Origin of the sequence: Bradyrhizobium guangxiense (assembly GCF_004114915.1) — a bacterium.
Classification (GTDB): domain Bacteria; phylum Pseudomonadota; class Alphaproteobacteria; order Rhizobiales; family Xanthobacteraceae; genus Bradyrhizobium; species Bradyrhizobium guangxiense.
Genome location: NZ_CP022219.1, coordinates 261,802 through 284,646 on the forward strand (window position 1 = coordinate 261,802; position 22,845 = coordinate 284,646).

Below are 22,845 nucleotides of genomic sequence, written 5' to 3' on the forward strand. Positions count from 1 at the left end.
CATTACGGAAACGATAGGATGGGCGGGGGACTCACCGAAACGTGCCGCAAGCATCGATCCATCACCGTCATCCTGAGGTGCTCGCCTTGCAAAGCAAGGCGAGCCTCGAAGGGCGACAGCCCCGCTGGTAGCTCGGCCGTTCATCCTTCGAGGCTCGCACGGCAACGCGATCGCGCTGCCGAACTCGCGCCTCAGGATGACGGAATTGGAAACGTGTTCTCGGGCCGCCCCTATGGCAGCTTGTCGTAGCCCTCGCCAAGGCCATTCAGGCTAAGCGGGAAGCCGATGCCTTCTTCCGGGGTCTCGAAGATGATGAAGGTTGCAGTCTTGGCGCTGCGGAGCTGGCCGAGCAGCTTGTCGTCCATCACGACCTCGGCCACGCAGCCATTGGGCAGACATCTGACAAAACCGGCACGGCCGACGTCCTGGTTGTCGAGCTTGAGGCCGAGTCCGGAGGGCAGGAGCACCCCCAAGGGGGCAACCACGCGCATCAGGCGGCTCTTCTGGTCGGCGGTCTTGAGCACGATCACGGTCAGGCCGGCATTGGAGCGGTCTTCCGCGACCACGCTCTGGATCAGGGCGCATTGCTCGGTCTGGGCACCCGGCGGCGTGTCGCAGCGAATCTGCCAGTCGCCATGGACGGAGCGCACTGCGCCCTGCGCATGAGCGAGGCCGGGGAGCGCCAGAAGGACGATCGCAGCCAGCAGGGCGGCCAGCGCCGGGAGGTGGTGAACCTGCCTGCTAGCCTGCCTTGCCATCGATTTCGAAAACCCCATCGGGTCGGTCCCTCTGCTCGCCTTCCTCGCTCGCGCTTGGCGGACTGATCTGGCGGACTGATACGGGAATGACGGCGTCTTGAAGGCGATTCCCAAGCAAATTCCACGCCGCCTTGTGCCGCCGCCGCCCGCACGAATCAGGTCCCTGCGCGGCCACCTGCCAGTGCCTAACGCGGGCAATTCCGCTGTCAAGCGGCAGCATCCCGGCAAACGGTATTTTTGTCTGATGTTACTAGGAAATATCTTGCGGGTGATCGCTGGCAGACCGAGCTCAAGACTGCATTGCGATAGATCAAAAATTATGGTTTGAGAGGCTTGATTTCGGCGTTCTAGCGATCTGGCCCCAATTCCTCTTAGAGGTATTCTTGCGCGGCGGTTTGTCGGACGGGCGGATCGAATAAGCGTTTCCCGGACACAGGGCGGCGCACTTGGGGTGATTTCGTAAGGGGAGCGCGAACGGCATGAGGATGTCGATGGGTCGGGTGGGCCGGCATTTGCTGGGATTGGCCACCATCGCCTTGGTGGCGACTGGCGTCACGCTGGCGACGGGTGGTGCGGCATTCGCCGAGCTCGGGCAACCGGAGCCGTGGGAATGGCACCTCCAGGCGTCGGGTTCCCCGGTGATGGACAATATCGTCTGGTTCCACAACTTCCTGTTCGTGCTGATCACGCTGATCACGCTGTTCGTTCTGGCGCTGCTCGTGGTCGTGGTCCTCAAGTTCAACGCGCGGGCCAATCCGGTGCCGTCGCGGACCACCCATAACACGCTGATCGAAGTGGCCTGGACGCTCGTTCCGGTGCTGATTCTGGTCGGCATCTCGGTGCCCTCGTTCCGGCTTCTGTTCCTCGAGCTCGACGTGCCGAAGGCGGATCTGACCATCAAGGCGACTGGCAAGCAGTGGTACTGGTCCTATGCCTATCCCGACAACGGCAAGTTCGAGTTCGACTCGCTGATGGCGCAGGACAAGCAGCCCCGTCTGCTCGGGGTCGACAACGAGATGGTGGTGCCGGTCAACAAGGTGATTCGGGTCCAGACCACCGGCGCCGACGTCATTCACGCCTTCGCGGTGCCCGCGTTCGGCGTTAAGATCGACGCCATTCCGGGCCGCCTGAACGAGACATGGTTCAAGGCCACCAAGACCGGCATGTATTACGGTCAGTGCTCGGAGCTGTGCGGCAAGGACCATGCCTTCATGCCGATCGCGATCCGCGTGGTCAGCGACCAGGAGTTCGCCTCCTGGATCGAGACGGCGAAGAAGAAATACGCGAGCGGCGGCACCAGCACCTACGCCTCCGCGGCCGGCCCGACGCAGTAAGCGTCGGGTGACGGCTTGAGGCACTGGAAGCGACAGAAGGGCGGGACCTCCAAAGGTCCGAATGGGACGCAAGGCAGGATTTGAAAATGGCAACGAGCGCAGCGGCACACGGCGATCACGCCCACGGACATGACGAGCATGCCCATCCGACCGGATGGCGGCGCTACGTCTATTCGACCAACCACAAGGACATCGGCACGATGTACCTGATCTTCGCGGTCATCGCGGGCATCATCGGTCTTGCGATGTCGATCGCGATCCGCGCCGAGCTGATGTATCCCGGCGTGCAGATCTTCCACGAGACCCACACCTATAACGTCTTCGTGACCTCGCACGGTCTGATCATGATCTTCTTCATGGTCATGCCCGCGATGATCGGCGGCTTCGGCAACTGGTTCGTCCCGCTGATGATCGGCGCGCCCGACATGGCGTTCCCGCGCATGAACAACATCTCGTTCTGGCTGCTGCCAGCCTCCTTCGGCCTGCTCCTGATGTCGACCTTCGTCGAGGGCGAGCCGGGTGCCAACGGCGTCGGCGCCGGCTGGACCATGTACGTGCCGCTGTCGAGCTCCGGCCATCCGGGCCCGGCCGTCGACTTCGCGATCCTGTCGCTGCATCTGGCGGGTGCCTCGTCGATCCTCGGCGCCATCAACTTCATCACCACCATCTTCAACATGCGTGCGCCGGGCATGACCCTGCACAAGATGCCGCTGTTCGTGTGGTCGATCCTGGTGACGGTGTTCCTGCTGCTGCTGTCGCTGCCGGTGCTCGCCGGCGCGATCACCATGCTGCTCACCGACCGCAATTTCGGCACGACCTTCTTCGCGCCCGATGGCGGCGGCGATCCGGTGCTGTTCCAGCATCTGTTCTGGTTCTTCGGCCACCCCGAAGTGTACATCCTGATCCTGCCCGGCTTCGGCATGATCAGCCAGATTGTCTCGACCTTCTCGCGCAAGCCCGTGTTCGGCTATCTCGGCATGGCCTACGCCATGGTCGCGATCGGCGGCATCGGCTTCGTGGTGTGGGCGCATCACATGTACACGGTCGGCATGTCCTCGGCGACGCAGGCCTATTTCGTCGCCGCGACAATGGTCATCGCGGTTCCAACCGGCGTGAAGATCTTCTCGTGGATCGCCACCATGTGGGGCGGCTCGATCGAGTTCCGCGCCCCGATGATCTGGGCGGTGGGCTTCATCTTCCTGTTCACGATCGGCGGCGTCACCGGCGTCGTGCTGGCGAACGCGGGCGTCGATCGCGTGCTCCAGGAGACCTACTACGTCGTCGCGCACTTCCACTACGTGCTGTCGCTCGGTGCGGTGTTCGCGATCTTTGCCGGCTGGTACTACTGGTTCCCGAAGATGTCGGGCTACATGTACAATGAGACGCTCGCAAAGGCGCACTTCTGGGTCACTTTCATCGGCGTCAACCTGGTGTTCTTCCCGCAGCACTTCCTCGGCCTGTCCGGCATGCCGCGCCGCTATGTCGACTATCCCGACGCGTTCGCGGGCTGGAATCTGGTCTCGTCGGTCGGCTCCTACATTTCCGGTTTCGGCGTCTTGATCTTCCTCTATTGCGTTGTCGATGCCTTCATGAAGAAGGTGCCGGCCGGCGACAATCCGTGGGGTGCGGGTGCAACCACGCTGGAATGGACGCTGCCCTCGCCGCCGCCGTTCCACCAGTTCGAAGTGCTGCCCCGCGTGCAGTAAGCAATCAGCCGCGGCGCCCGTGACGGGCGCCGCGGCTCCATAACGAGCGAGTTGAATTCGTGTCCGTCCTCGACCAGAACGCCATCGACATCAATCCCCGCATCTCCGAGGCGGAGGTCGGCGACTACATCGCGCTGCTGAAGCCGCGGGTGATGTCGCTGGTGATCTTCACCGCGCTGGTCGGGATGGCGATGGCGCCGGGACACTTCCATCCCGTGCTCGCGTTCACCTCGTTGCTCTGCATCGCCGTCGGTGCCGGCGCCTCCGGCGCGCTCAATATGGCGCTCGAAGGCGACATCGACTCCAAGATGTCGCGCACGGCAAACCGGCCGATCCCGCGCGGTCGCATCACCCGCCCGGAGGCGATGGCGTTCGGCATGACGCTGTCCTTTTTCTCGGTGATGACGCTCGGCATCCTCGTCAACTGGATCGCGGGCGCACTGCTCGCCTTCACCATCTTCTTCTACGTCGTGATCTACACGATCGGCCTGAAGCGCTGGACCGCGCAGAACATCGTGATCGGCGGTGCCGCCGGCGCGCTGCCGCCGGTGGTGGCCTGGGCCGCTGTCACGGGCACGGTCGACGTCGAGCCGCTGCTGCTGTTCGCCATCATCTTCTTCTGGACTCCGCCGCACTTCTGGGCGCTGGCGCTGTTCCGCTCCGACGACTACGCGCGCGCCGGCATTCCGATGCTGCCCAACGTCGCCGGTCCCGATGCGACGCGGCTCCAGATCCTGCTCTACACCATCGTGCTGATCGCGGTCGCCGCCGCGCCTTGGGCGCTCGGCTATTTCGATGCCGTCTACGGCATCGTCTCGCTGATCCTCGGCGCCGGCATGCTGGTGCTCGCGATCAACGTCTATCTGCGCCGCGAGCGGAGCCAGTCGCTGCGCGCGACTCGCAAGCTGTTTGCCTTCTCGATCCTCTATCTGTTCGTGCTGTTCGCGACCCTGCTGGCCGAGGTCGTGTTCCGCGCGCTGGCTCCGATGGTTGGGGGCGCATGATCACCGCGATGGCCGACAAACGCGAGCCAGAAGGAATCGTCCTCACCGAGGCGCAGCAGAAGAGCCGTCGTCAGCGTTCGATTGCCATCGCTTTGGCACTCGGCGTGCTCGTAGTGCTGTTCTTCGCCGTCACCATGGTCAAGGGACCGGCGGTTCTCGTGCGGCCGATGTAGGACAGATGAACCGGGAGCCGACCATATCGCCGACCGTCAGCGCCAAGCCGGGCAACGGCACGCCGGCCAAGCGCCGCGGGCTGGGGCGCGATGTGGTGGTGGCGTCCATCTGCGGCGGCGTGGTCGCGCTGATGGTCGGTGCCTCCTACGCGGCGGTGCCGTTCTACAACTGGTTCTGCCGCGCCACCGGCTTCAACGGTACGACGCAAGTGGCGACCTCCGCGCCGGCCACCGGGCCGATCGCGCGGAAGATCGCGGTGCGCTTCGATGCCAACGTCGCGCCCGGCCTGCCCTGGAAATTCGAGCCGGAGCAGAACGAGATCGAGGTCAATATCGGCCAGGTCGTGACAGTGTTCTACACCGTGACCAACCAGGCCGCGCGCACCACGGCTGCGCAAGCCGCCTACAATGTCGCGCCGCTGACGGTCGGCTCTTATTTCCAGAAGATCAACTGCTTCTGCTTCACCGAGCAGACCATGGCGCCCGGCGAGAAGCGCGAGATGCCGGTCGTGTTCTACGTCGATCCCTCGATCGCCGACGATCATGAGAACGATGGGCTGAACACGATCACACTGTCCTACACGTTCTATCCGGTGAAGGATCCGGTGGTGAAACCGCTGGCATCGGGCGAGGGCGACAAGCGCAAGGGAAATCTCTGATCGCCGGGCTCACGCCGCGGGGATTGGACACAAGGGGATAAGTGCCGAACAGGCACGGGATTGAGGAGAGAGACCGCAAATGGCAACGGCGCACACCAAGCATCACGACTATCATCTGGTCGATCCCTCTCCGTGGCCGGCCGTCGGTTCGCTCTCGGCCTTCATCATGGCGGTCGGCGCGATCGCCTGGATGCACCACATGTTCTCGGCCGCGCCGATCGTGTTCGGCGTCGGCACCGTGGGCGTGCTCTACACCATGGCGAGCTGGTGGGGCGACGTGATCAAGGAAGCCCAGTACAAGGGCGACCACACCCGCGTCGTGCAGCTGCATCATCGCTACGGCATGATCCTGTTCATCGCCTCCGAGGTGATGTTCTTCGTTGCCTGGTTCTGGGCCTATTTCAACGCGGCGCTGTTTCCGGCCGACGCCGTCCACGCCACCCGTGACGCCGTGTTCGGCTGCGGCCTCGGCACCCAGCCCGGCGCCTGCGCGGTCCCCGGCACTTGGCCGCCGAAGGGTATCGAGACCTTCGATCCCTGGCACCTGCCGCTCCTGAACACGCTGATCCTGCTGACCTCGGGCACCACCGTCACCTGGGCACACCATGCGCTGCTCGAGAACGACCGTCAGGGCCTGAAATACGGCCTGATCCTCACGGTCGTGCTGGGCGCGCTCTTCACCTGCGTGCAGGCCTATGAGTACAGCCACGCGGCGTTCTCCTTCGCCGGCAACGTCTATGGCGCGACCTTCTTCATGGCGACCGGCTTCCACGGCTTCCACGTGCTGGTCGGCACCATCTTCCTGCTGGTCTGCCTGTTCCGCGCCTATGCCGGCCACTTCACGCCGAAGCAGCACCTCGGCTTCGAGTTCGCCGCCTGGTACTGGCATTTCGTCGACGTGGTCTGGCTGTTCCTGTTCCTGTGCATCTATGTCTGGGGACACGGCGCCGAGACCATGGCCCACGGCGCGCACTGAGCCGCCAGGATTGGATCTGAAGGGGCGGCCGCCGGGCCGCCCTTTCGCTTTTTGGGGCGCCGGAAAGTTTCGGCGAAAACTGTGATAGAGTCCGCCATCATGAACGAGACCGCCGGTAAATCCGAGACTGAGACCACCGTCCTGCAAAGCGCGTTGCGCGGGCTTGCCTGCAGATGTCCGCGCTGCGGCCAGGGCAAGCTCTATGCGGGTTTCCTGACACTCGCGCCCGCCTGCGACCGCTGCGGTCTCGACTACGCCTTCATCGACACCGGTGACGGCCCGGCAATCTTCATCATCATGCTGGCCGGGGGCATCGTCGTTGCGGCTGCACTCATCGTCGAGGTCAAATCCCAGCCGCCGTACTGGCTGCATGCGGTGCTGTGGCTGCCGCTGATCCTGGCCACCACGCTGTTGCCACTGCGTGCGATGAAGTCGCTGCTGATCGCGCTGCAATTCCACCACAAGGCGGCGCCGGGCCGATTGGTCGACCGCGCGAAATGAACGAGCCTGCGCGCAAGCCCCGCGTGGCCGGCTTCGCGCTGTTCACGCTGTTCCTGGCGGCCGTCTTCGTCGCGCTCGGCGTCTGGCAATTGCAGCGTCGTGCCGCCAAGCACGAGCTGATCGCGGCGCTCACCGATCGTCTGGCCACGGCGCCGATCGCGCTGCCGCCGCCGTCGCAATGGGCGGTGCTGAATCCCTCGCGCGACGAATTCCGCCGCGTCAGCTTTACCGCGACCTACGCGGCCTCGCCCGATGCGATGGTCTATTCCTCCGGCTCTGCGGTGCGCAAGGACGCCTCCGGGCCGGGCACCTGGGCGTTCCTACCGGCGCGGCTGCCGAGCGGCGAGACGGTCGTGATCGACGCAGGCTTCGTCGAGAACACCATGCAGGACCGCGGTGTCGAGGATCGCGCGGTGAAGAAGCTCGTCACCGGACGGCCGGTCGCGCTCACCGGCTATCTACGCTTTCCCGAGCCGTCCGGCTGGCTCACGCCGGCTGAGAACCGCGACAAGCGGCTCTGGTTCGTGCGCGACCATCTCGCGATCGCAGGTGCGCTGGGCTGGGGCGCTGTGGCGCCGTTCTATGTCGATCTCGAGCAGCCGGCGCCCGAGAACGGCATTCCGCGCCCCGGGCCGCTCGACGTGCACCTGAAGGACGATCACCTGCAATATGCCGTGACCTGGTTCCTGCTCGCCGGCGCCGTGGTGATCGCCTTCGCGGTGTGGGCGAGGGGCCGGCGGCGCTGCTGAGCCGAGGGCGTCCGCCAGGGAACCCGGTATCGCCCGGGGTTTATTATTCAGCGCACATTCACGAGTGTGGTCCTAAGCCGCCGGTGACTTTCGGCGGCAGACAGGATTGCGGCGTGAGCGATTTCGATCAGATGGGAATTGTCGTCGACTGGGTGGACGCCTGCCGGAAGGGCGACCTTGCGACGTTGCTCGACCTCTACGCCGATGATGCCGAGCTTGAATGCACGTGCAACGGTCCGCAACGCTACCGCGGTCGGAGCGAGCTCGAAAACTATTGGGCGCCACGGCTCGGCGCGTTCTCGTCCGCGGGCTTCGGGCTGGAGGAGATCCGTCCGGCGCCCCACGGCGTCGATCTCGAATATTCCGTCGCGGGCGCCCTGCGCATTCACGCCTCGTTTCGCTTCAATCCGGAAGGCAAGATCTACAGCACGCTGTGCGAACCGGCGCATCAGAACGCGCATGACGGCTGCTGCGCCTGCTAGAGCATTTTCGGTTCTGATTGAATCAGAACCGAAGCTCTAGATTCTCGTTTTGACGCGTTTTCTTCACGCGAACCGGTGTTCATTTCGCTCGAAAACGCTCTGAAGCATGATCCGGAAAAGTGCGAAGCGGACTTCCGGAAAGATCATGCGCAATCAACAACAACCTAAAGCGCTATGACGATTCATCTAGATCTCGTCGTGCTTTAGCGGTTGACGCGGCGCCTCGCGTCGTCTCGATCGGCAGGCGGCAGCGGACATAGGTTCGCCCATCCACGCGCAGCAGTGACAGCGATCCGCTGAGCGCGCGCACGCGCTCATGCATGCCGGTCAGGCCGCGGCCGAAGACATTGTCGGCGGGAAAGCCGCCGCCGTCGTCGGAGATCTCGATGACCAGCGTCCCGCCGGCGATGGTGGCCTGGACGTGGGCGCTGCCCGCCTTGGCGTGGCGCAGCACGTTGGTCAGCGCCTCTTGGATCACGCGATAGATGGTCCGAGCCAACGGCCCGTCGATCACGTTGAGGTCCGGGTCGATCGTATCCGTCAGGACGATATGCGGCGCCTGCTTGCGAAAGTTCCGGAGCAGCGTCTGCACGCTCGCCGCAAGGCCTAGCTCCTCGATGTAGAGCGGCCGCAGCCGATCGAGGATGCGGCGGTTGGTTTGCTGGAGCGCCTCGACCGATTGAAGCACCTCCTGGGCCGAATTGCCGAGATTTCCTGCAAGCGGCGCGGCGTCGACGAGCGCGATCGTACCGGCGCGGATGCTGAACAGCAGCGGTCCGAGCTCGTCGTGCAATTCGCGGGCGAGATCACGTCGCTCGTCGTCCTGGAGCGACACCAGGCGATGCATCAGGTCGCGATTGTCCTGGCTCAGTTGCGCAAGCGTTGCAGCCAGCGCATTTGCCTCCGCGCAGCTCTGCCGAATCTCCGGCGGGCCTCCGACCGGGATCGGCTTGGTGTAATCGCCGCGCCGCATCCGGGTCAGGCCTTCGCCGAGATGCTGCAGGGGGCGCAGAGCCGACCCCGCGAAGACATAGGCGATGATTCCGGTGAGCACCATCAGCACGGCGACGAGGCTGGTCAGGGCGAGGAAGCCGATCCACTTCTCGAACAGGTCGGCCGACAGGTCCGGTAGAAACACGATATCGCCGATCCGTCTGCCGTCGATCAGCACCGGGGCCGCAGCGTCCGTGTCCGGTGTCATGAGCAGGTCGGCGAACCATTGCGGAACCCCTTGCCAGTTGCGCGTGCCGTCCTGTGGCGAACGCGGGGGATCCCCTTCCGCGGAGCGGAATTGAATCTCCGAGGAGGTGGTCAGGGACTGGACAAACGCCTCAAGCGTCTTCTGCGGATTGTCCGAGGCGCGCAAAGTGTTGTTGAGTGCGGTGGCGATCGTTCGGGTCGAACGCCGAGCCGGCTCGTTCTCGTCGGCCAGCTGACTCGTTGCGAAGATCTGCAGCAGCACGCCGCCCAGGATCAGCGCTGCGAGAAAACTCGCGCCGAGCGGAAGAAACAGTTGCGTTCTGAACGGGAGTCGTTGCCACATTAGGTCAATTCTAACGCGCATCGACGGGATTTTCTCTTTCCATTTGTTCCCGCCGGTCTATGAGTCGAACAACAAGAGAGTGCGCGATGCAAGATAGTGCCAAGCCGGGGACCCGGGTCCTGATCGTCGACGACCATCCTGTGGTGCTGTCCGGTTGCCGCACCCTGTTCGCTTCCGACCATTCGATCCGGATCGAGGAGGCGACGGACGCCAAATCCGGGCACCGCGCCTATGTCAGCAAGCGGCCAGACGTCGCCGTGATCGACATCAGCCTGCCCGACGTCTCCGGCTTCGAGCTGATGCGACGCATCCGCAAGGACGATCCCGACGCCAAGATCATCATGTTCAGCATGAATGACGATCCGGCCTTCGTCGTGCGGGCGGTCGAGCTCGGGGCGCAGGGCTATGTCTCCAAGGGCGACGATCCCAGGATCCTGCTGAAAGCAGTGCGCAAGGTGATCGCAGGCGACAATTTCATCTCGCCGCAGCTTGCGGAAGCGGTGACGTTTTCCGGCGCGGCGATCAAGGCCAACCCGGCCTCGCAGATGACGCCGCGAGAGCTCGAAATTCTCCGCCTGCTCGGGCGCGGCGACAAGATCGTCGAAGTCGCCGAGGCGCTCGGCATCTCCTACAAGACGGTCGCCAACACCACGTCCCTGCTCAAGCAGAAATTGGGAGCCAAGAACCATTCCGACCTGATCAGGATCGCGGTGGAAATCGGGATGAATTGACCTTCCGGGCACTGGAGTCGCGCCGAACCGGCCGCTCCAGGATGCAGCCGGTCCGGTGCACGGATCGATGCCAGCACGCAGCCGGGCAATGCATGGACACCTGCCGACACCCATCCGCCGACGCCAATGGGCGGAGGCGGTGTTCGTTCCCGAGATGTCCGGAAGTTCGGGAAAGAACGGTAATTCCCGCCGTTTTCGTGCTTCGATCCAGCTCGGAGTGTCGAAATTGAAGTCGGGAAAAATAGGAACATTTTCTCGCGCCCATCGTTTTCGCCCTTGACGGTTTCGTGACAGGCGACGAAAGCTTGCGCGATCAGTTTTGACGGGGCGACGATCCCGAAAGGCAAACCGGTCTGCACACATCAACGACAGACCTTCCAAGAGAGGGCTGCGGCACCGCCGCAGCCCTTTTTGCTGGGCGGGGCACGGGCAGGGCAGGTGCGCAGGCGGGAAGCGGTTTCCCGATGCCGCAAAACACTTTATGGTGGCCCCAAGCCTCTGGCCGTTAACAAGTAACTTCGTAAAATCAAAGGCTTATAGATCGTGCTCAGGCCGGTCCGCCTTTGGAGGGCAGTTTGACTCGTTATATTTCGACCCGGGGCGAGGCCCCCGAACTTGGCTTTTGCGACGTGATGCTGACCGGGCTCGCGCGCGACGGCGGCCTGTATGTTCCGACGATCTGGCCGCAGCTCTCGCCCGAGACCATCGCCGGCTTCTTCGGCCGCCCCTATTGGGAGGTCGCGGTCGATGTGATTCGTCCCTTCGCGGGCAGCGAGATCGCCGACGCCGAGCTCGGCCGCATGGCGAACGAGGCCTATGCGACCTTCCGTCATCCGGCCGTGGTGCCGCTGCGCCAGATGGCGCCGCATCAGTTCGTGCTGGAGCTGTTCCACGGTCCGACGCTCGCCTTCAAGGACGTGGCGATGCAGCTGATCTCGCGACTGATGGATCACGTGCTCGCCAAGCGCGGCCAGCGCACCACCATCGTGGTCGCGACGTCGGGCGACACCGGCGGCGCCGCGGTCGAGGCCTTTGCCGGCCTCGAGAATGTGGATCTGATTGTGCTGTTTCCGCACGGCCGCATCTCCGAGGTGCAGCGGCGGATGATGACGACGACCGGCGCGGCCAATGTCCATGCGCTTGCCATCGAGGGCAATTTCGACGACTGCCAGGCGCTGGTGAAGGGGATGTTCAACAACCATCGCTTCCGCGATGCGACCTCGCTCTCCGGCGTCAATTCCATCAACTGGGCGCGCATCGTCGCGCAGGTGGTCTATTATTTCACCTCCGCCGTGGCCGTCGGTGCGCCAGCGCGCGGGGTGGACTTCGTGGTGCCGACCGGCAATTTCGGCGACATCTTCGCCGGCTACGTCGCCAAGCGCATGGGGTTGCCGGTGCGGACCCTGCGCATCGCAGCCAACGTCAACGACATCCTGGCGCGCACGCTGAAGACCGGAATCTACGAGGTGCGCGAGGTGCACGCGACGGCGTCGCCGTCGATGGACATCCAGATCTCATCGAATTTCGAGCGGCTGCTGTTCGAGGCCGGCCGCCGCGATGCGGCGGGTGTGCGCCGGCTGATGGATTCGCTGAAGCAGTCCGGACGCTTCGTGCTGCCCGATGCGACGCTGGCCGCAATCCGCGAGGAATTCGACGCCGGGCGCGCCGACGAGACCGAGACCGCGGCTGCGATCCGCGCCGGCTGGCGCGAGGCAGGCGAGCTGGTCGATCCCCATACGGCGGTGGCGCTCGCCGTCGCCGACCGCGACACCACGGATACGCGGGTGCCGAGCATCGTGCTCTCCACCGCCCATCCGGCCAAATTCCCCGACGCTGTCGAAGCCGCCTGCGGCCAGCGGCCGCAACTGCCGGCCTGGCTCGACGGATTGATGACCAAGTCCGAACACATGAAGGTGATGAAGAACGACCAGGCCGAGGTCGAACGGTTCGTGCTGTCGGTCAGCCGCGCTGCAAAGCAGGGAGTTGCCGGATGAGCGTCGAGATTTCCAAGCTTGCCTCCGGCCTGACCGTCGTCACTGACAAGATGCCCCAGCTCGAGACCGCGGCGCTCGGCGTCTGGGCTGGCGTCGGCGGCCGCGACGAGAAGCCGAACGAGCATGGCATTTCCCATCTGCTCGAGCACATGGCGTTCAAGGGCACGACGAAGCGCTCCTCGCGCGAGATCGTCGAGGAGATCGAGGCGGTCGGCGGCGACCTCAATGCCGGCACCTCGACCGAGACGACGTCCTATTATGCGCGGGTGCTGAAGGCCGACGTGCCGCTGGCGCTCGACGTGCTCGCCGACATCCTCGCCAATCCCGCCTTCGAGCCCGACGAGCTGGAGCGCGAGAAGAACGTCATCGTGCAGGAGATCGGCGCGGCGCAGGATACGCCCGACGACGTCGTGTTCGAGCATCTCAACGAGCTCTGCTATCCTGCCCAGCCGATGGGCCGCTCGCTGCTCGGCACCGCGAAGACTCTGCGCAGCTTCAACCGCGACATGCTGCGCGGCTATCTCTCGACGCATTATCGCGGGCCCGACATGGTGGTGGCGGCGGCCGGTGCGGTCGATCACAGCCAGGTGGTCGCCGAGGTCGAGCGGCGCTTTGCAAGCTTCGAGGGGACGCCGGGCCCGAAGCCGCAAACGGCTCAGTTCGGCAAGGGCGGCGCCAAGGTGGTGCATCGCGAGCTCGAGCAGGCGCATCTGACGCTGGCGCTGGAAGGCGTGCCGCAGACCGATTTGTCGCTGTTCTCGCTCCAGGTCTTTACCAACATCCTCGGTGGCGGAATGTCGTCGCGGCTGTTTCAGGAGGTGCGCGAGAAGCGCGGCCTCTGCTACTCCATCTACGCGTTCCACGCGCCTTATACCGACACCGGATTTTTCGGCCTCTACACCGGTACCGACCCGGCCGATGCGCCGGAGATGATGGAGGTTGTGGTCGACGTCATGAATGAGTCGGTGGAGACACTGACCGAGACCGAGATCGCCCGCGCCAAGGCGCAGATGAAAGCGGGTCTGCTGATGGCGCTGGAAAGCTGCTCGTCCCGTGCCGAGCAGCTCGCCCGGCACGTGCTGGCCTATGGCCGGCCGCAGACGGTCGAGGAGCTGGTCAGCCGGATCGACGCCGTCAGCGTCGAATCGACCCGGGACGCGGCGCGTGCGCTGTTGTCGCGGAGCCGGCCCGCCGTTGTCGCATTAGGCAGTGGCAGGGGTCTGGACACGGCGGTGTCTTTTGCGGAAGGATTGACCCGGGCGCGCGCCAAGGCCCGGCTGCATTAGGAGCCGCGCAGCGGCGAGACCGCCCCGGAAAGCATCACCATGGCCCTCTTTCGCCTGCCGTCCAGTGGACCCGCCGCCCTCGCGCCGCGCGGCAACGGGCTGTTGCTGCGCGCACCGCAGATGTCGGACTTCCTGCAATGGGCTCACTTGCGGGAGTCCAGCCGCGATTACCTGACGCCCTGGGAGCCGATCTGGCCGTCGGACGATCTCACCCGCTCTGGCTTCCGCCGCCGGCTGCGCCGCTATTCCGAGGACATCGCCGCGGACCGCTCCTATCCCTTTCTGATCTTCCGCGAGCTCGATGGCGCCATGGTCGGCGGCATCACCCTGGCCAATGTCCGCCGCGGCATCGTGCAGGCCGGCACCATCGGCTATTGGATCGGGCAACCCCATGCCCATCGCGGCTACATGACAGCGGCGCTGCGGGTTCTGCTGCCGACGCTGTTCGGCGAGCTCAATTTGCACCGGGTCGAGGCCGCCTGTATCCCGACCAATGCGCCGTCGATCCGGGTGCTCGAGAAATGCGGCTTCTCGCGCGAGGGGCTCGCCCGCCGCTATCTCTGCATCAACGGGGTTTGGCAGGATCATCTGCTGTTCGGCCTGCTGCACGAGGATTTCCGCGGCTGAGCCGCCCGATTCGTGCGTCAGAATCCCCCTTTTTGCTGCCTTGGGTTCGCCGATTTTGGCGATATAACCCGCATGCCCCGGCCGGCGATCGGCCGGACAATTGTCATGGAGTACGGGCGTCGATGGTGCAGGAGCTTCGGTCATCGCGGAATGCGTTGCGGCTGGGAACGGCGATCGCGCTGGCATTGTCGATCGGACTCGCCTCGGTCTCACCGGCGGCGGCCCAGTCACTGACCGACCGTTTCAAGAGCCTGTTCGGCGGCAAGTCCGACGAGCCGGCCGAGCCCAAGCCGGCGCCTGCGCCCGGCCAGCCGGCCGAAGATGACCTCGATTGCCCGCAGGTCACAGTGCGCGCGGGGGCCTCGACCTATGCGGTTGGCGTCGGCGGCAAGCCGGCCGTCGGCAATGAGATCCGTTTCCAGGCCTCGATCACCAAGATGGCGCGCGAGTGCTCCCGCGGCGGCGCTGGCATCACGGCGCGGATCGGTATCCAGGGCCGCGTCATTGCCGGTCCCGCCGGTGCCCCTGCCTCAGTCGAGGTGCCGCTGCGCATCGCCGTGGTGCAGGGCGGCGTCGGCGAGAAGGTGATCGCCTCGAAGGCCTACCGGACCACGGTCGAGATGACCGAGGGCGGCAGCGTGCCCTTCACCTTCGTCGCCGAGGACATGACCTATCCGGTACCGGCCCCCGCAGTCGCCGATAGCTATATTTTCTACGTCGGCTTCGACCCGCAGGCACTCTCGCCCGAGCCGAAGGGGCGGAAGAAGAAGTAGCCTGAGGTCCTGCGGCAATCTCAGCTGTCACTGCCCGCGAAGGCGGGTGATGACACCACGATGTGGATGCTGTCACCCGACAAACAAAAAAAGCCGGCGCTCATCGCGCCGGCTTTTTGATTTGGTGAAGGCAAGACCCCTCAGTTCAGCTTCTGTCTGACCTCGTTGATGCCCTTGGCGAGCAGGTCGTCGGCAACCTGGCCCTTGACCGACTGCGACAGGATCGTGGAGGCGGCCTGGACGGCGGCTTCCGCAGCGGCGGCGCGGACATCCGCCAGCGCCTGGGCTTCGGCGAGTGCGATCTTGCTCTCGGCGGTCTTGGTCCGGCGGGCGACGAAGTCTTCCATCTTGGCCTTGGCGTCGGCCGCGATGCGCTCAGCTTCGGCCTTGGCGTTGGCGATGATGTCGGCAGCCTCGCGCTCGGCGGTGGCACTGCGCGCCTTGTAGTCGGCGAGCACCTTGGCCGCCTCCTGCTTGAGGCGCGCGGCGTCGTCGAGCTCGGCCTTGATGCGGGCGGCGCGATGATCGAGCGCGGTCATCGCCGATTTGAAGACCCCGAGATAGCCGAACACGACCATCAGGATCACGAAGGCGACGGCGACCCAGGTCTCAGGATCGAAGAACATATCGACTAACCCTTCAAGGACGCGTCAACGGCAGCACCGACCGAGGCCGCATCCGGAACCACGCCGGTGAGCTGCTGCACGATCTGGCCTGCCGCATCGGCCGCGATGCCGCGGACGTTGCTCATGGCTGTGGCGCGGGTCGAGGCGATGGTCTTCTCCGCCTCGGCGAGCTTGGCCGCCAGCTGTTCTTCCAGCGCCTTGCGCTCGGCATCCGCCTGCGCATTCGCCTTGTCGCGGGATTCGTTGCCGATCGCCTGTGCCCGCGTGCGCGCCGAAGCGAGCTCGCCTTCATAGGCCTTCAGCGCCGCCTCGGACTGGTCCTTCAGCTTCTGCGCCTCGGTGAGGTCACCCTCGATCTTGTTCTGGCGCGCCTCGATCGCACCGCCGACCTTCGGCAGAGCGAGCTTGGACACGATCACGTAAAGCACGACGAAGAAGATCGCGAGCGACACCAGCTGCGAAGCGAAAGTGCTGCTCTCGAACGGCGGAAAACCGCCGGCGTGATGACCGCCATCGGCTTCGGTGTGAGCGCCCGCCGCCGGACCCTTCGCCCCGCCATGACTCTCGGCCATGGAGTACTCCTGTTGCTGTCACGCGCCGCTTCGGATGAAGCGGCGCGAAAGAAGTCGTTCTTTAGAAAACGAACAGCAGAAGCAGCGCGATCAGCAGCGAGAAGATGCCGAGCGCTTCGGTCACGGCGAAGCCGAAGATCAGGTTGCCGAACTGGCCCTGAGCGGCCGACGGGTTGCGGACGGCTGCGGCGAGGTAGTTGCCGAAGATCACGCCCACGCCGACGCCCGCACCGCCCATGCCGATGCACGCGATGCCCGCGCCAATAAGTTTTGCTGCTGCCGGATCCATTTTAGACTCCTTGGAAGAAAGATTGGGTTGTGGGTGGAAATTCCCCGGACCGCTCAGTGTCCCGGATGAATGGCGTCGTTGAGGTAGATGCAGGTCAGGATCGCAAACACATAGGCTTGCAGGAACGCGACCAGAATCTCGAGCGCGTACAGCGCGACCGTGAGCGCCAGCGGCAGCACGCCGCCGCCCCAGCCGATGGCGCCGAGCGAGAAGCCCAGCATGGCGACGAAGCCCGCGAACACCTTCAGCGCGATGTGGCCGGCCAGCATGTTGGCGAACAGACGAATGCTGTGCGAGACCGGCCGCAGGAAGAACGACAGGATCTCGATGAACATCACCAGCGGCAGGATGTAGCCAGGAACGCCGTGAGGAACGAAAATCGAGAAGAATTTCAGGCCGTTCTTGGCGACGCCGTAGATCAGCACGGTGAAGAACACCAGCAGCGCCAAGCCTACGGTGACGATCAGGTGGCTCGACACCGTGAAGGTGTAGGGGATGATGCCGACCAGGTTGGAGACACAGATGAACATGAACAGCGAGAAGATCAGCGGGAAGAACTTCATGCCTTCCGCGCCGGCCGTCGAACGGATGGTCGAGGCGACGAACTCGTAGGAGATTTCGGCGACCGACTGCAGGCGCCCGGGAACCAGCTGCGAGCCGCTGGCGAGCATCAGGAGCGCGATGATCGCAACTGCCACCAGCATGTAGAGCGATGAATTGGTGAAGGCGATCGTATGATTGCCGATATGGCCGATCGTGAAGAGAGGCTCGATGTTGAATTGGTGGATCGGATCGATTTTTATCGGCGCGGCATCTCTTGGTCTGCCGGGCAATGCCGGCGGGTCTCGGTCTGCCGGCCGGGCCGGCCCGTACCGGCAAGGCCGGCACGATCATTCCTCTCCTGTGCGGATCGCCTTACGAACCACCGCGCCTGTTTTGCCCCGCCCCCGCCGATCTCACCACATTCACCACGCCGGCCACGAAGCCCAGCAGCAGGAACACGATAAATCCGAAAGGCGACGTCGACAGCAAGCGGTCGAACCCCCAGCCAATCCCCGCTCCGACAGCGACACCGGCGACCAACTCCGAGGATAGCCGGAAACCAAGCGCCATCGCCGAGGCTCTGGCCGCTCCGTCTCCACCGTCACCTGCGGGTTGCTCGGTCTTGATCCGGCGGTCACGAAGTTCGGACAACCGCTGATCGAGACTTCCGAGCCGTTCGGAAAGCGCAGCTTCCTCGGACGATCTATCGCGATCCCCATTCTCGCCGTGTCCCGTGCCCTGTGTCATGCAACGAAGACCCGAAACGCCGCGGCTGAATGGAAATTGCGCCCGCCACCCTCAAAAGCCGCGCGGACCATACTGATGGCCTATAATCAAGTCAAGCCAAGTCACGATTGCGTCGTTTTCCGCTATATCATTGATTTATTTGGTGATATTGACGTGCGCGGCAGCGCTGCGCACAGCGTGACGCCGCACCGCAGCAGCTCGCCTCATGATCGGCGAATGCTGCCGCCCTTTCGCCGCGCCGCCGGGATCAAAGATGCCGCGGGGATCGTTGATGCCGGTGTGTGTTTTGGGCGGCGGATCGCCTCACCGAGGTGTAGAATTTAGGAGATTGCCACTCGTACGTCGTAGCGGAGAGCGCGATGAGACTCGTGACGTCATCCACAACATCCTGGCTTGCGGCGGCGGGGTTCGCCGCGGCGATGGCGACCGGCGACGGTCTCGCGGCCGGGCAATCCGCGCCCGACGGCGAAAACGGCCGCTACAGCATGACGCCCATTCCCGAGGGCGTGCTGCGGCTCGACACGCGCACCGGCACGGTATCGACCTGCACCAAGAACGGCGCCGGCTGGGCCTGCTACGCGGTGCCCGACGAACGGACCGCGCTCGACGCCGAGATCGGCAGGCTCCAGGTCGAGGTCGAGAAGCTGAAGGGGCAGCTCGCGGCGGGGGCGACGGGGTCGGGCAAGATCGACGAGGCGCTGCCGAAATCCGATCCGCTGAAGAAGGCCGAGCCCAGGGTCGCGGAGGGTGAGCGCAAGATCGAGATCCCGCTGCCGAGCGATCAGGACGTCGATCGCGTGATGTCGTTTCTGGAAAAGGCCTGGCGGCGGCTGATCGACATGGCCAACCGCGTCCAGAAGGACGTGTCGGGAAGGATTTGACGCGTGACGAGCTGCCGTAGCAACCATTAAAGCGCCCGATTGCCTTGAGCATGACGCCGCGCTTGCGACCGTCAAGGCGTGGCCTAGCGGCAGCGGGTGCTAGGCGAGAGCAGAGCGACGGCCAGCCTTGACGGCCGCCGCGCGCGGCGTCGTTGTGGCGGCAGGTCGGGACGAAGAAACGGTCGCCTGATCGAACAAAGAAACGCGGTCAGGCGGCGGGCAGCTTGGCGAGTTGAGGCACCTGGGCCACCCAGGGAGTTCCGCGGGCGACGACGGCGTTGATCGTGACGAGCAGCTTTCTGGCGCAGGCGACCAGCGCACATTTATGAGGTTTGCCGGCGGCGATCAGCCGACCATAGAGAGCCTTGATCTGCGGGTTCCAGCGGGATGATGCCGGAAGAGCCGCGTTGTAGAGCGCCCAACGCAAGCGCTCACGGCCACCTTCGATGTGACGGGCACCGGAGCGTTTGCCACTATCGTCGTCGTAAGGTGCCAGTCCACTGAGAGCTGAGGCTCGTTCGCGCGTGATGTTGCCGATCTCGGGCATTCTGATCAGGACGGCAGCCGCAGTCGGCAGGCCGCAGCCGGCGACGCTGTAGATCAGATCGAGCCGTGCGGCGAGATCGGAGTGGGTGCGGATCGCCGCCAGAAGCGCCTTGAACTCGGCTCGTTTGGACTTGGCTAGGAGCGCGATCTGCACCTTCCAAACCCCTTGAATCCGCTTGTCGCGGCAACTCTCAAGCCGGTTCTTCAGTCTTGCGATGTCTTCTGTGATCTGGTCGATCATGGTCAGATGCTCGGCAAAGGGCTGCAGCCGCGGATCTGGTGCAGGATGGATCGTCTTGACCGCGGCAGTGCACATCGCAATCAGCGCCGCGTCGATCTTGTCGTTCTTGGCCAGCAGCAGATGAAACGTGCCATAGGCGCGGACCTGCTTTGGCTGAAACAAGATGACGACGAACCGCTTGCGCCGCAGCTCGGCGACGACCGCCTGCTCGTAGCCTCCACTTGCCTCGATCCCGACTCTCTTCACCTTGCGGCACTTCAACCACTCCACCAGCGCCTGGTGGCCTCTTGCCGTGTTATCGACCCGCAACTGCTCGGTGGCGCCATCGACTGCCACGTCGAGCTTCTCTTTGCCGGTATCGATCCCGGCACAGATCGTGATACGCTTGGCCACCTTCCTCGACCCTCCCTTGTTATGCGAACCTGAAGTTCGTTCAACCATGCGGGTCCCGATGAAGTGCCGACCGCGATCTTGCTACGAAACGCAGCCCTAAAGGCTTCGGTGGGCATCGATCCGATCGATCGGCGGCCCAGCTTGGGCGGCCACCCAGGCTGGGCCATTCCTCACGGAACATGACCATCCTAACCCGGCGCGCTAATACAAGGTGGGCAAAGGCGCAAAGCGCCGTGCCCACCACCTTGACATCGTCACGCGAAATGGTGGGCACGCTCCGCCTTGGCCACCCTACGGCAGCTACCGCAGTGTTCGATGATCGAGACCCTTCATGACATCAGCCAGATCCGTCACCCGCTCGGCACCGTCCTCGGTGCAAGCCACGACCGTTACGTCGTCACTGCTCACCGTGCAGACGCCGGGCCGCGGCTTCACTGATCTGACCAGCGAGGCAACGAAATTCATCGCCGAGGCGCAGGCCCGCGACGGCGCGTTGACGCTGTTCATCCGCCATACCTCGGCCTCGCTGACGATTCAGGAGAACGCTGATCCTTCCGTGCTCGTCGACCTCGGCACGGCGCTGTCCCAGCTCGCGCCGGAGAATGCCGGGTGGACTCACGACACCGAAGGACCGGACGACATGCCGGCACACGTCAAGACGATGCTGACGGGGGCCTCGCTTCAGGTCCCGGTCCTGAACGGCAGGCTTGCACTCGGGACTTGGCAGGCGATCTATCTGATCGAGCATCGCAGCCGTCCGCACCGCCGCGAGATCGTGCTGCAATTCATCGGCAGCATTCAGTAGAGCGTTTTCGAGCGAAGTGGCCGCCGGTTCGCGTGAAGAAGGCGCGTCCAGGCAAGAAGCGCTCAAAAGCAAAACCGGCCGCGGAGACCGCGGCCGGCTTGTAGTGTCGATCGCTGCTTTCGATCAGGTCGCCTTGATGTCGACGTCCTTGGTCTCGGGCAGGAACAGCAAGCCGATCACGACCGTGATGGACGCGAAGATGACCGGATACCAGAGGCCGGCATAGATATCGCCGGTCGAGGCCACGATGGCGAAGGCGGTCGCCGGCAGCAGGCCACCGAACCAGCCGTTGCCGATGTGGTAGGGCAGCGACATCGAAGTATAGCGGATGCGGGTCGGGAACAGTTCGACCAGCATTGCCGCGATCGGGCCGTATACCATTGTGACGAACACCACCAGGATGAACAGCAGTCCGATGGTTGCGGCCACCTGCGGACGGAAGATGTCGAACGGATTCGACATCTTCACGATCCCGGCGTCGCCGGTCTTCGGATAGCCGGCGGCCTGCACGGCGGCGAGGACTGCCGGGTTGCCGTCCTTTGCGTTGGCGTAGGGCACTTCCTTGCCGTTGACCATCACCTTCACGCCGGAGCCGGCTGCGGCCGGCGAGGTCGAGTACTTGACCGACGACTGCGACAGGAAGGCGCGTGCGGTGTCGCAAGGCGCGCTGAAGACGCGGGTGCCGACCGGGTTGAACAGGTCGCCGCAGCCCTTGGGATCGGCCACCACCTCGACCTTGACCTGCTCGATGGCCTTTTCCAGCGCCGGGTTGGCATTGGTGGTGATCATCTTGAAGATCGGGAAGAAGGTCAGTGCCGCGATCAGGCAGCCGCCGAGGATGATCGGCTTGCGGCCGATCTTGTCGGACAGCACGCCGAACACGATGAAGAAGCCGGTGCCGAGCAGCAGCGACCAGGCGATCAGCAGGTTGGCGGTGTAGCCGTCGACCTTCAGGATCGATTGCAGGAAGAACAGCGCGTAGAACTGGCCGGTGTACCAGACGACGCCCTGGCCCATCACGCCGCCGAGCAGCGCAAGCAGCACGAGCTTGCCGTTCTGCCAATTGCCGAAGGCCTCCGTCAGCGGCGCCTTCGAGCTCTTGCCCTCTTCCTTCATCTTCTGGAAGATCGGCGACTCATTGAGGCGCAGCCGGATCCAGACGGAGACGCCGAGCAGCAGCACCGAGACCAGGAACGGAATTCGCCAGCCCCACGCCGCGAAGTCGGGCTCGCCGGTCGCGGTGCGGGTGAACAGGATCACCAGCAGCGACAGGAACAGGCCGAGCGTCGCCGTGGTCTGGATGAAGGAGGTGTAGTAGCCGCGCTTGCCGTTCGGAGCATGCTCCGCGACATAGGTCGCCGCGCCGCCATACTCACCGCCGAGCGCCAGGCCCTGGGCGAGGCGCAGCGCGATCAGGATGATTGGAGCCGCGATGCCGATGGTTGCCGCGTTCGGCAGTAGGCCGACGATGAAGGTCGACAGACCCATGATCAGGATGGTGACGAGGAAGGTGTATTTGCGGCCGACGATGTCGCCGATGCGGCCGAACACGATCGCGCCGAACGGACGCACCAGGAAGCCGGCTGCGAACGCGAGCAGCGCGAAGATGTCGCGGGTTGCCGGCGGATAGGCCGAGAAGAACTGCGCGCCGATGATGCCGGCCAGTGAACCGTAGAGGTAAAAATCGTACCATTCGAAGACGGTACCGAGCGAAGAAGCGAGAATGACGAACCGTTCGTCCTTCGTCATCCCTCCCGCGCCTGCTTGAGATACAGCCATTGTCGACATGTTAAGTCGCTCCCCAAAATGCGTTTCCTCGCGCCCCAGATGTCCGGACGTGCCGGATCAACCCAGGTCTTGCCGGCAAGGTAACATCGGCGTGAAACCCGCCCCAATACGACTTTCG

The 22,845-nt window shown here is 64.3% G+C and carries 26 protein-coding genes; 17 read left to right on the top strand and 9 right to left on the bottom strand.

Going from position 1 to position 22,845, the window contains the following annotated elements:
• Window positions 1-230: 230 nt before the first annotated feature.
• The gene (locus X268_RS01220) at window positions 231-776 is read right to left on the bottom strand and encodes an invasion associated locus B family protein (protein ID WP_128923239.1); all 546 of its coding nucleotides are present in this window, start codon (window positions 774-776) and stop codon (window positions 231-233) included.
• A gap of 461 nt (window positions 777-1,237) precedes the next feature.
• Between X268_RS01220 and coxB the strand changes: the two genes are divergently transcribed.
• From coxB to X268_RS01265, 9 genes are all read left to right on the top strand, one after another.
• Entirely contained in the window at window positions 1,238-2,092 is an 855-nt protein-coding gene (gene coxB / locus X268_RS01225; protein WP_128923240.1) for a cytochrome c oxidase subunit II, read from the top strand.
• Between the two features lie 86 nt (window positions 2,093-2,178).
• Entirely contained in the window at window positions 2,179-3,798 is a 1,620-nt protein-coding gene (gene ctaD, locus X268_RS01230) for a cytochrome c oxidase subunit I (protein ID WP_128923241.1), read from the top strand.
• A gap of 59 nt (window positions 3,799-3,857) precedes the next feature.
• A complete protein-coding gene (locus tag X268_RS01235) occupies window positions 3,858-4,802 on the top strand; it encodes a heme o synthase (protein WP_128923242.1) in 945 nt (314 codons plus the stop codon).
• Entirely contained in the window at window positions 4,799-4,975 is a 177-nt protein-coding gene (locus tag X268_RS01240; protein WP_128923243.1) for a CoxF protein, read from the top strand. The genes X268_RS01235 and X268_RS01240 overlap by 4 nt, the downstream gene beginning before the upstream one ends.
• A gap of 5 nt (window positions 4,976-4,980) precedes the next feature.
• Window positions 4,981-5,634, top strand: coding sequence for a cytochrome c oxidase assembly protein (locus X268_RS01245; RefSeq protein ID WP_128923244.1), 654 nt, complete (start codon window positions 4,981-4,983; stop codon window positions 5,632-5,634).
• Between the two features lie 79 nt (window positions 5,635-5,713).
• Window positions 5,714-6,610 carry a cytochrome c oxidase subunit 3 gene (locus X268_RS01250; RefSeq protein ID WP_128923245.1) on the top strand — a complete coding sequence of 299 codons (897 nt, stop codon included), beginning with the start codon at window positions 5,714-5,716 and terminating at the stop codon, window positions 6,608-6,610.
• Between the two features lie 99 nt (window positions 6,611-6,709).
• On the top strand, window positions 6,710-7,111 hold the full coding sequence (locus tag X268_RS01255) for a DUF983 domain-containing protein (RefSeq protein ID WP_128923246.1): 402 nt from the start codon (window positions 6,710-6,712) through the stop codon (window positions 7,109-7,111).
• Window positions 7,108-7,860, top strand: coding sequence for an SURF1 family protein (locus X268_RS01260; RefSeq protein ID WP_128923247.1), 753 nt, complete (start codon window positions 7,108-7,110; stop codon window positions 7,858-7,860). Before X268_RS01255 ends, X268_RS01260 begins: the two co-directional genes overlap by 4 nt.
• A 113-nt stretch (window positions 7,861-7,973) precedes the next feature.
• Window positions 7,974-8,342 carry a nuclear transport factor 2 family protein gene (locus tag X268_RS01265; RefSeq protein WP_128923248.1) on the top strand — a complete coding sequence of 123 codons (369 nt, stop codon included), beginning with the start codon at window positions 7,974-7,976 and terminating at the stop codon, window positions 8,340-8,342.
• Between the two features lie 172 nt (window positions 8,343-8,514).
• Here the strand turns inward: X268_RS01265 and X268_RS01270 are convergent, their stop codons facing one another.
• The gene (locus X268_RS01270) at window positions 8,515-9,885 is read right to left on the bottom strand and encodes an ATP-binding protein (RefSeq protein WP_128923249.1); all 1,371 of its coding nucleotides are present in this window, start codon (window positions 9,883-9,885) and stop codon (window positions 8,515-8,517) included.
• Window positions 9,886-9,971: 86 nt separating this feature from the next.
• On the opposite strand from X268_RS01270, the gene X268_RS01275 reads away from it, so the two are divergent.
• The 5 genes from X268_RS01275 to X268_RS01295 all read left to right on the top strand — a co-directional run bounded on the left by X268_RS01275 (window position 9,972) and on the right by X268_RS01295 (window position 15,296).
• Window positions 9,972-10,616, top strand: a complete 645-nt coding sequence (locus X268_RS01275; protein WP_128923250.1) for a response regulator transcription factor — start codon at window positions 9,972-9,974, stop codon at window positions 10,614-10,616.
• Between the two features lie 575 nt (window positions 10,617-11,191).
• The gene (gene thrC, locus X268_RS01280) at window positions 11,192-12,610 is read left to right on the top strand and encodes a threonine synthase (protein WP_164937468.1); all 1,419 of its coding nucleotides are present in this window, start codon (window positions 11,192-11,194) and stop codon (window positions 12,608-12,610) included.
• Window positions 12,607-13,896 (top strand): M16 family metallopeptidase, encoded by a 1,290-nt coding sequence (locus X268_RS01285; RefSeq protein WP_128923252.1) that lies wholly within the window; start codon window positions 12,607-12,609, stop codon window positions 13,894-13,896. Before thrC ends, X268_RS01285 begins: the two co-directional genes overlap by 4 nt.
• 39 nt (window positions 13,897-13,935) lie before the next feature.
• The gene (locus tag X268_RS01290) at window positions 13,936-14,523 is read left to right on the top strand and encodes a GNAT family N-acetyltransferase (RefSeq protein ID WP_128920349.1); all 588 of its coding nucleotides are present in this window, start codon (window positions 13,936-13,938) and stop codon (window positions 14,521-14,523) included.
• 122 nt (window positions 14,524-14,645) lie between these two features.
• Entirely contained in the window at window positions 14,646-15,296 is a 651-nt protein-coding gene (locus tag X268_RS01295) for a hypothetical protein (RefSeq protein WP_128923253.1), read from the top strand.
• Window positions 15,297-15,436: 140 nt separating this feature from the next.
• Here X268_RS01295 and X268_RS01300 read toward each other — a convergent pair whose 3' ends face one another.
• The 5 genes from X268_RS01300 to X268_RS01320 all read right to left on the bottom strand — a co-directional run bounded on the left by X268_RS01300 (window position 15,437) and on the right by X268_RS01320 (window position 18,073).
• A complete protein-coding gene (locus X268_RS01300; RefSeq protein ID WP_128923254.1) occupies window positions 15,437-15,922 on the bottom strand; it encodes a F0F1 ATP synthase subunit B family protein in 486 nt (161 codons plus the stop codon).
• Window positions 15,923-15,927: 5 nt separating this feature from the next.
• Entirely contained in the window at window positions 15,928-16,494 is a 567-nt protein-coding gene (locus X268_RS01305) for a F0F1 ATP synthase subunit B family protein (protein WP_128923255.1), read from the bottom strand.
• Window positions 16,495-16,555: 61 nt separating this feature from the next.
• Window positions 16,556-16,783, bottom strand: a complete 228-nt coding sequence (locus X268_RS01310) for a F0F1 ATP synthase subunit C (protein ID WP_018643436.1) — start codon at window positions 16,781-16,783, stop codon at window positions 16,556-16,558.
• 53 nt (window positions 16,784-16,836) lie between these two features.
• Window positions 16,837-17,586, bottom strand: a complete 750-nt coding sequence (locus X268_RS01315; RefSeq protein WP_128929111.1) for a F0F1 ATP synthase subunit A — start codon at window positions 17,584-17,586, stop codon at window positions 16,837-16,839.
• 112 nt (window positions 17,587-17,698) lie between these two features.
• Window positions 17,699-18,073, bottom strand: a complete 375-nt coding sequence (locus X268_RS01320) for an AtpZ/AtpI family protein (RefSeq protein WP_128923256.1) — start codon at window positions 18,071-18,073, stop codon at window positions 17,699-17,701.
• Between the two features lie 75 nt (window positions 18,074-18,148).
• Here X268_RS01320 and X268_RS39140 point away from each other — a divergent pair, with 75 nt between their 5' ends.
• Together X268_RS39140 and X268_RS01330 are read left to right on the top strand one after the other, a co-directional pair.
• Window positions 18,149-18,397, top strand: coding sequence for a hypothetical protein (locus X268_RS39140; protein ID WP_164937469.1), 249 nt, complete (start codon window positions 18,149-18,151; stop codon window positions 18,395-18,397).
• Window positions 18,398-18,432: 35 nt separating this feature from the next.
• The gene (locus tag X268_RS01330; protein ID WP_128923257.1) at window positions 18,433-18,954 is read left to right on the top strand and encodes a hypothetical protein; all 522 of its coding nucleotides are present in this window, start codon (window positions 18,433-18,435) and stop codon (window positions 18,952-18,954) included.
• Window positions 18,955-19,162: 208 nt separating this feature from the next.
• Here the strand turns inward: X268_RS01330 and X268_RS01335 are convergent, their stop codons facing one another.
• Window positions 19,163-20,134 carry an IS110 family RNA-guided transposase gene (locus tag X268_RS01335; protein WP_128923258.1) on the bottom strand — a complete coding sequence of 324 codons (972 nt, stop codon included), beginning with the start codon at window positions 20,132-20,134 and terminating at the stop codon, window positions 19,163-19,165.
• Between the two features lie 331 nt (window positions 20,135-20,465).
• On the opposite strand from X268_RS01335, the gene X268_RS01340 reads away from it, so the two are divergent.
• Window positions 20,466-20,939 carry a secondary thiamine-phosphate synthase enzyme YjbQ gene (locus X268_RS01340; RefSeq protein WP_128923259.1) on the top strand — a complete coding sequence of 158 codons (474 nt, stop codon included), beginning with the start codon at window positions 20,466-20,468 and terminating at the stop codon, window positions 20,937-20,939.
• 123 nt (window positions 20,940-21,062) lie between these two features.
• On the opposite strand, the gene X268_RS01345 is transcribed toward X268_RS01340, so the two are convergent.
• Complete coding sequence (locus X268_RS01345) at window positions 21,063-22,688, bottom strand: MFS transporter (protein ID WP_208764414.1); 1,626 nt, start codon at window positions 22,686-22,688, stop codon at window positions 21,063-21,065.
• Window positions 22,689-22,845 lie beyond the last annotated feature (157 nt).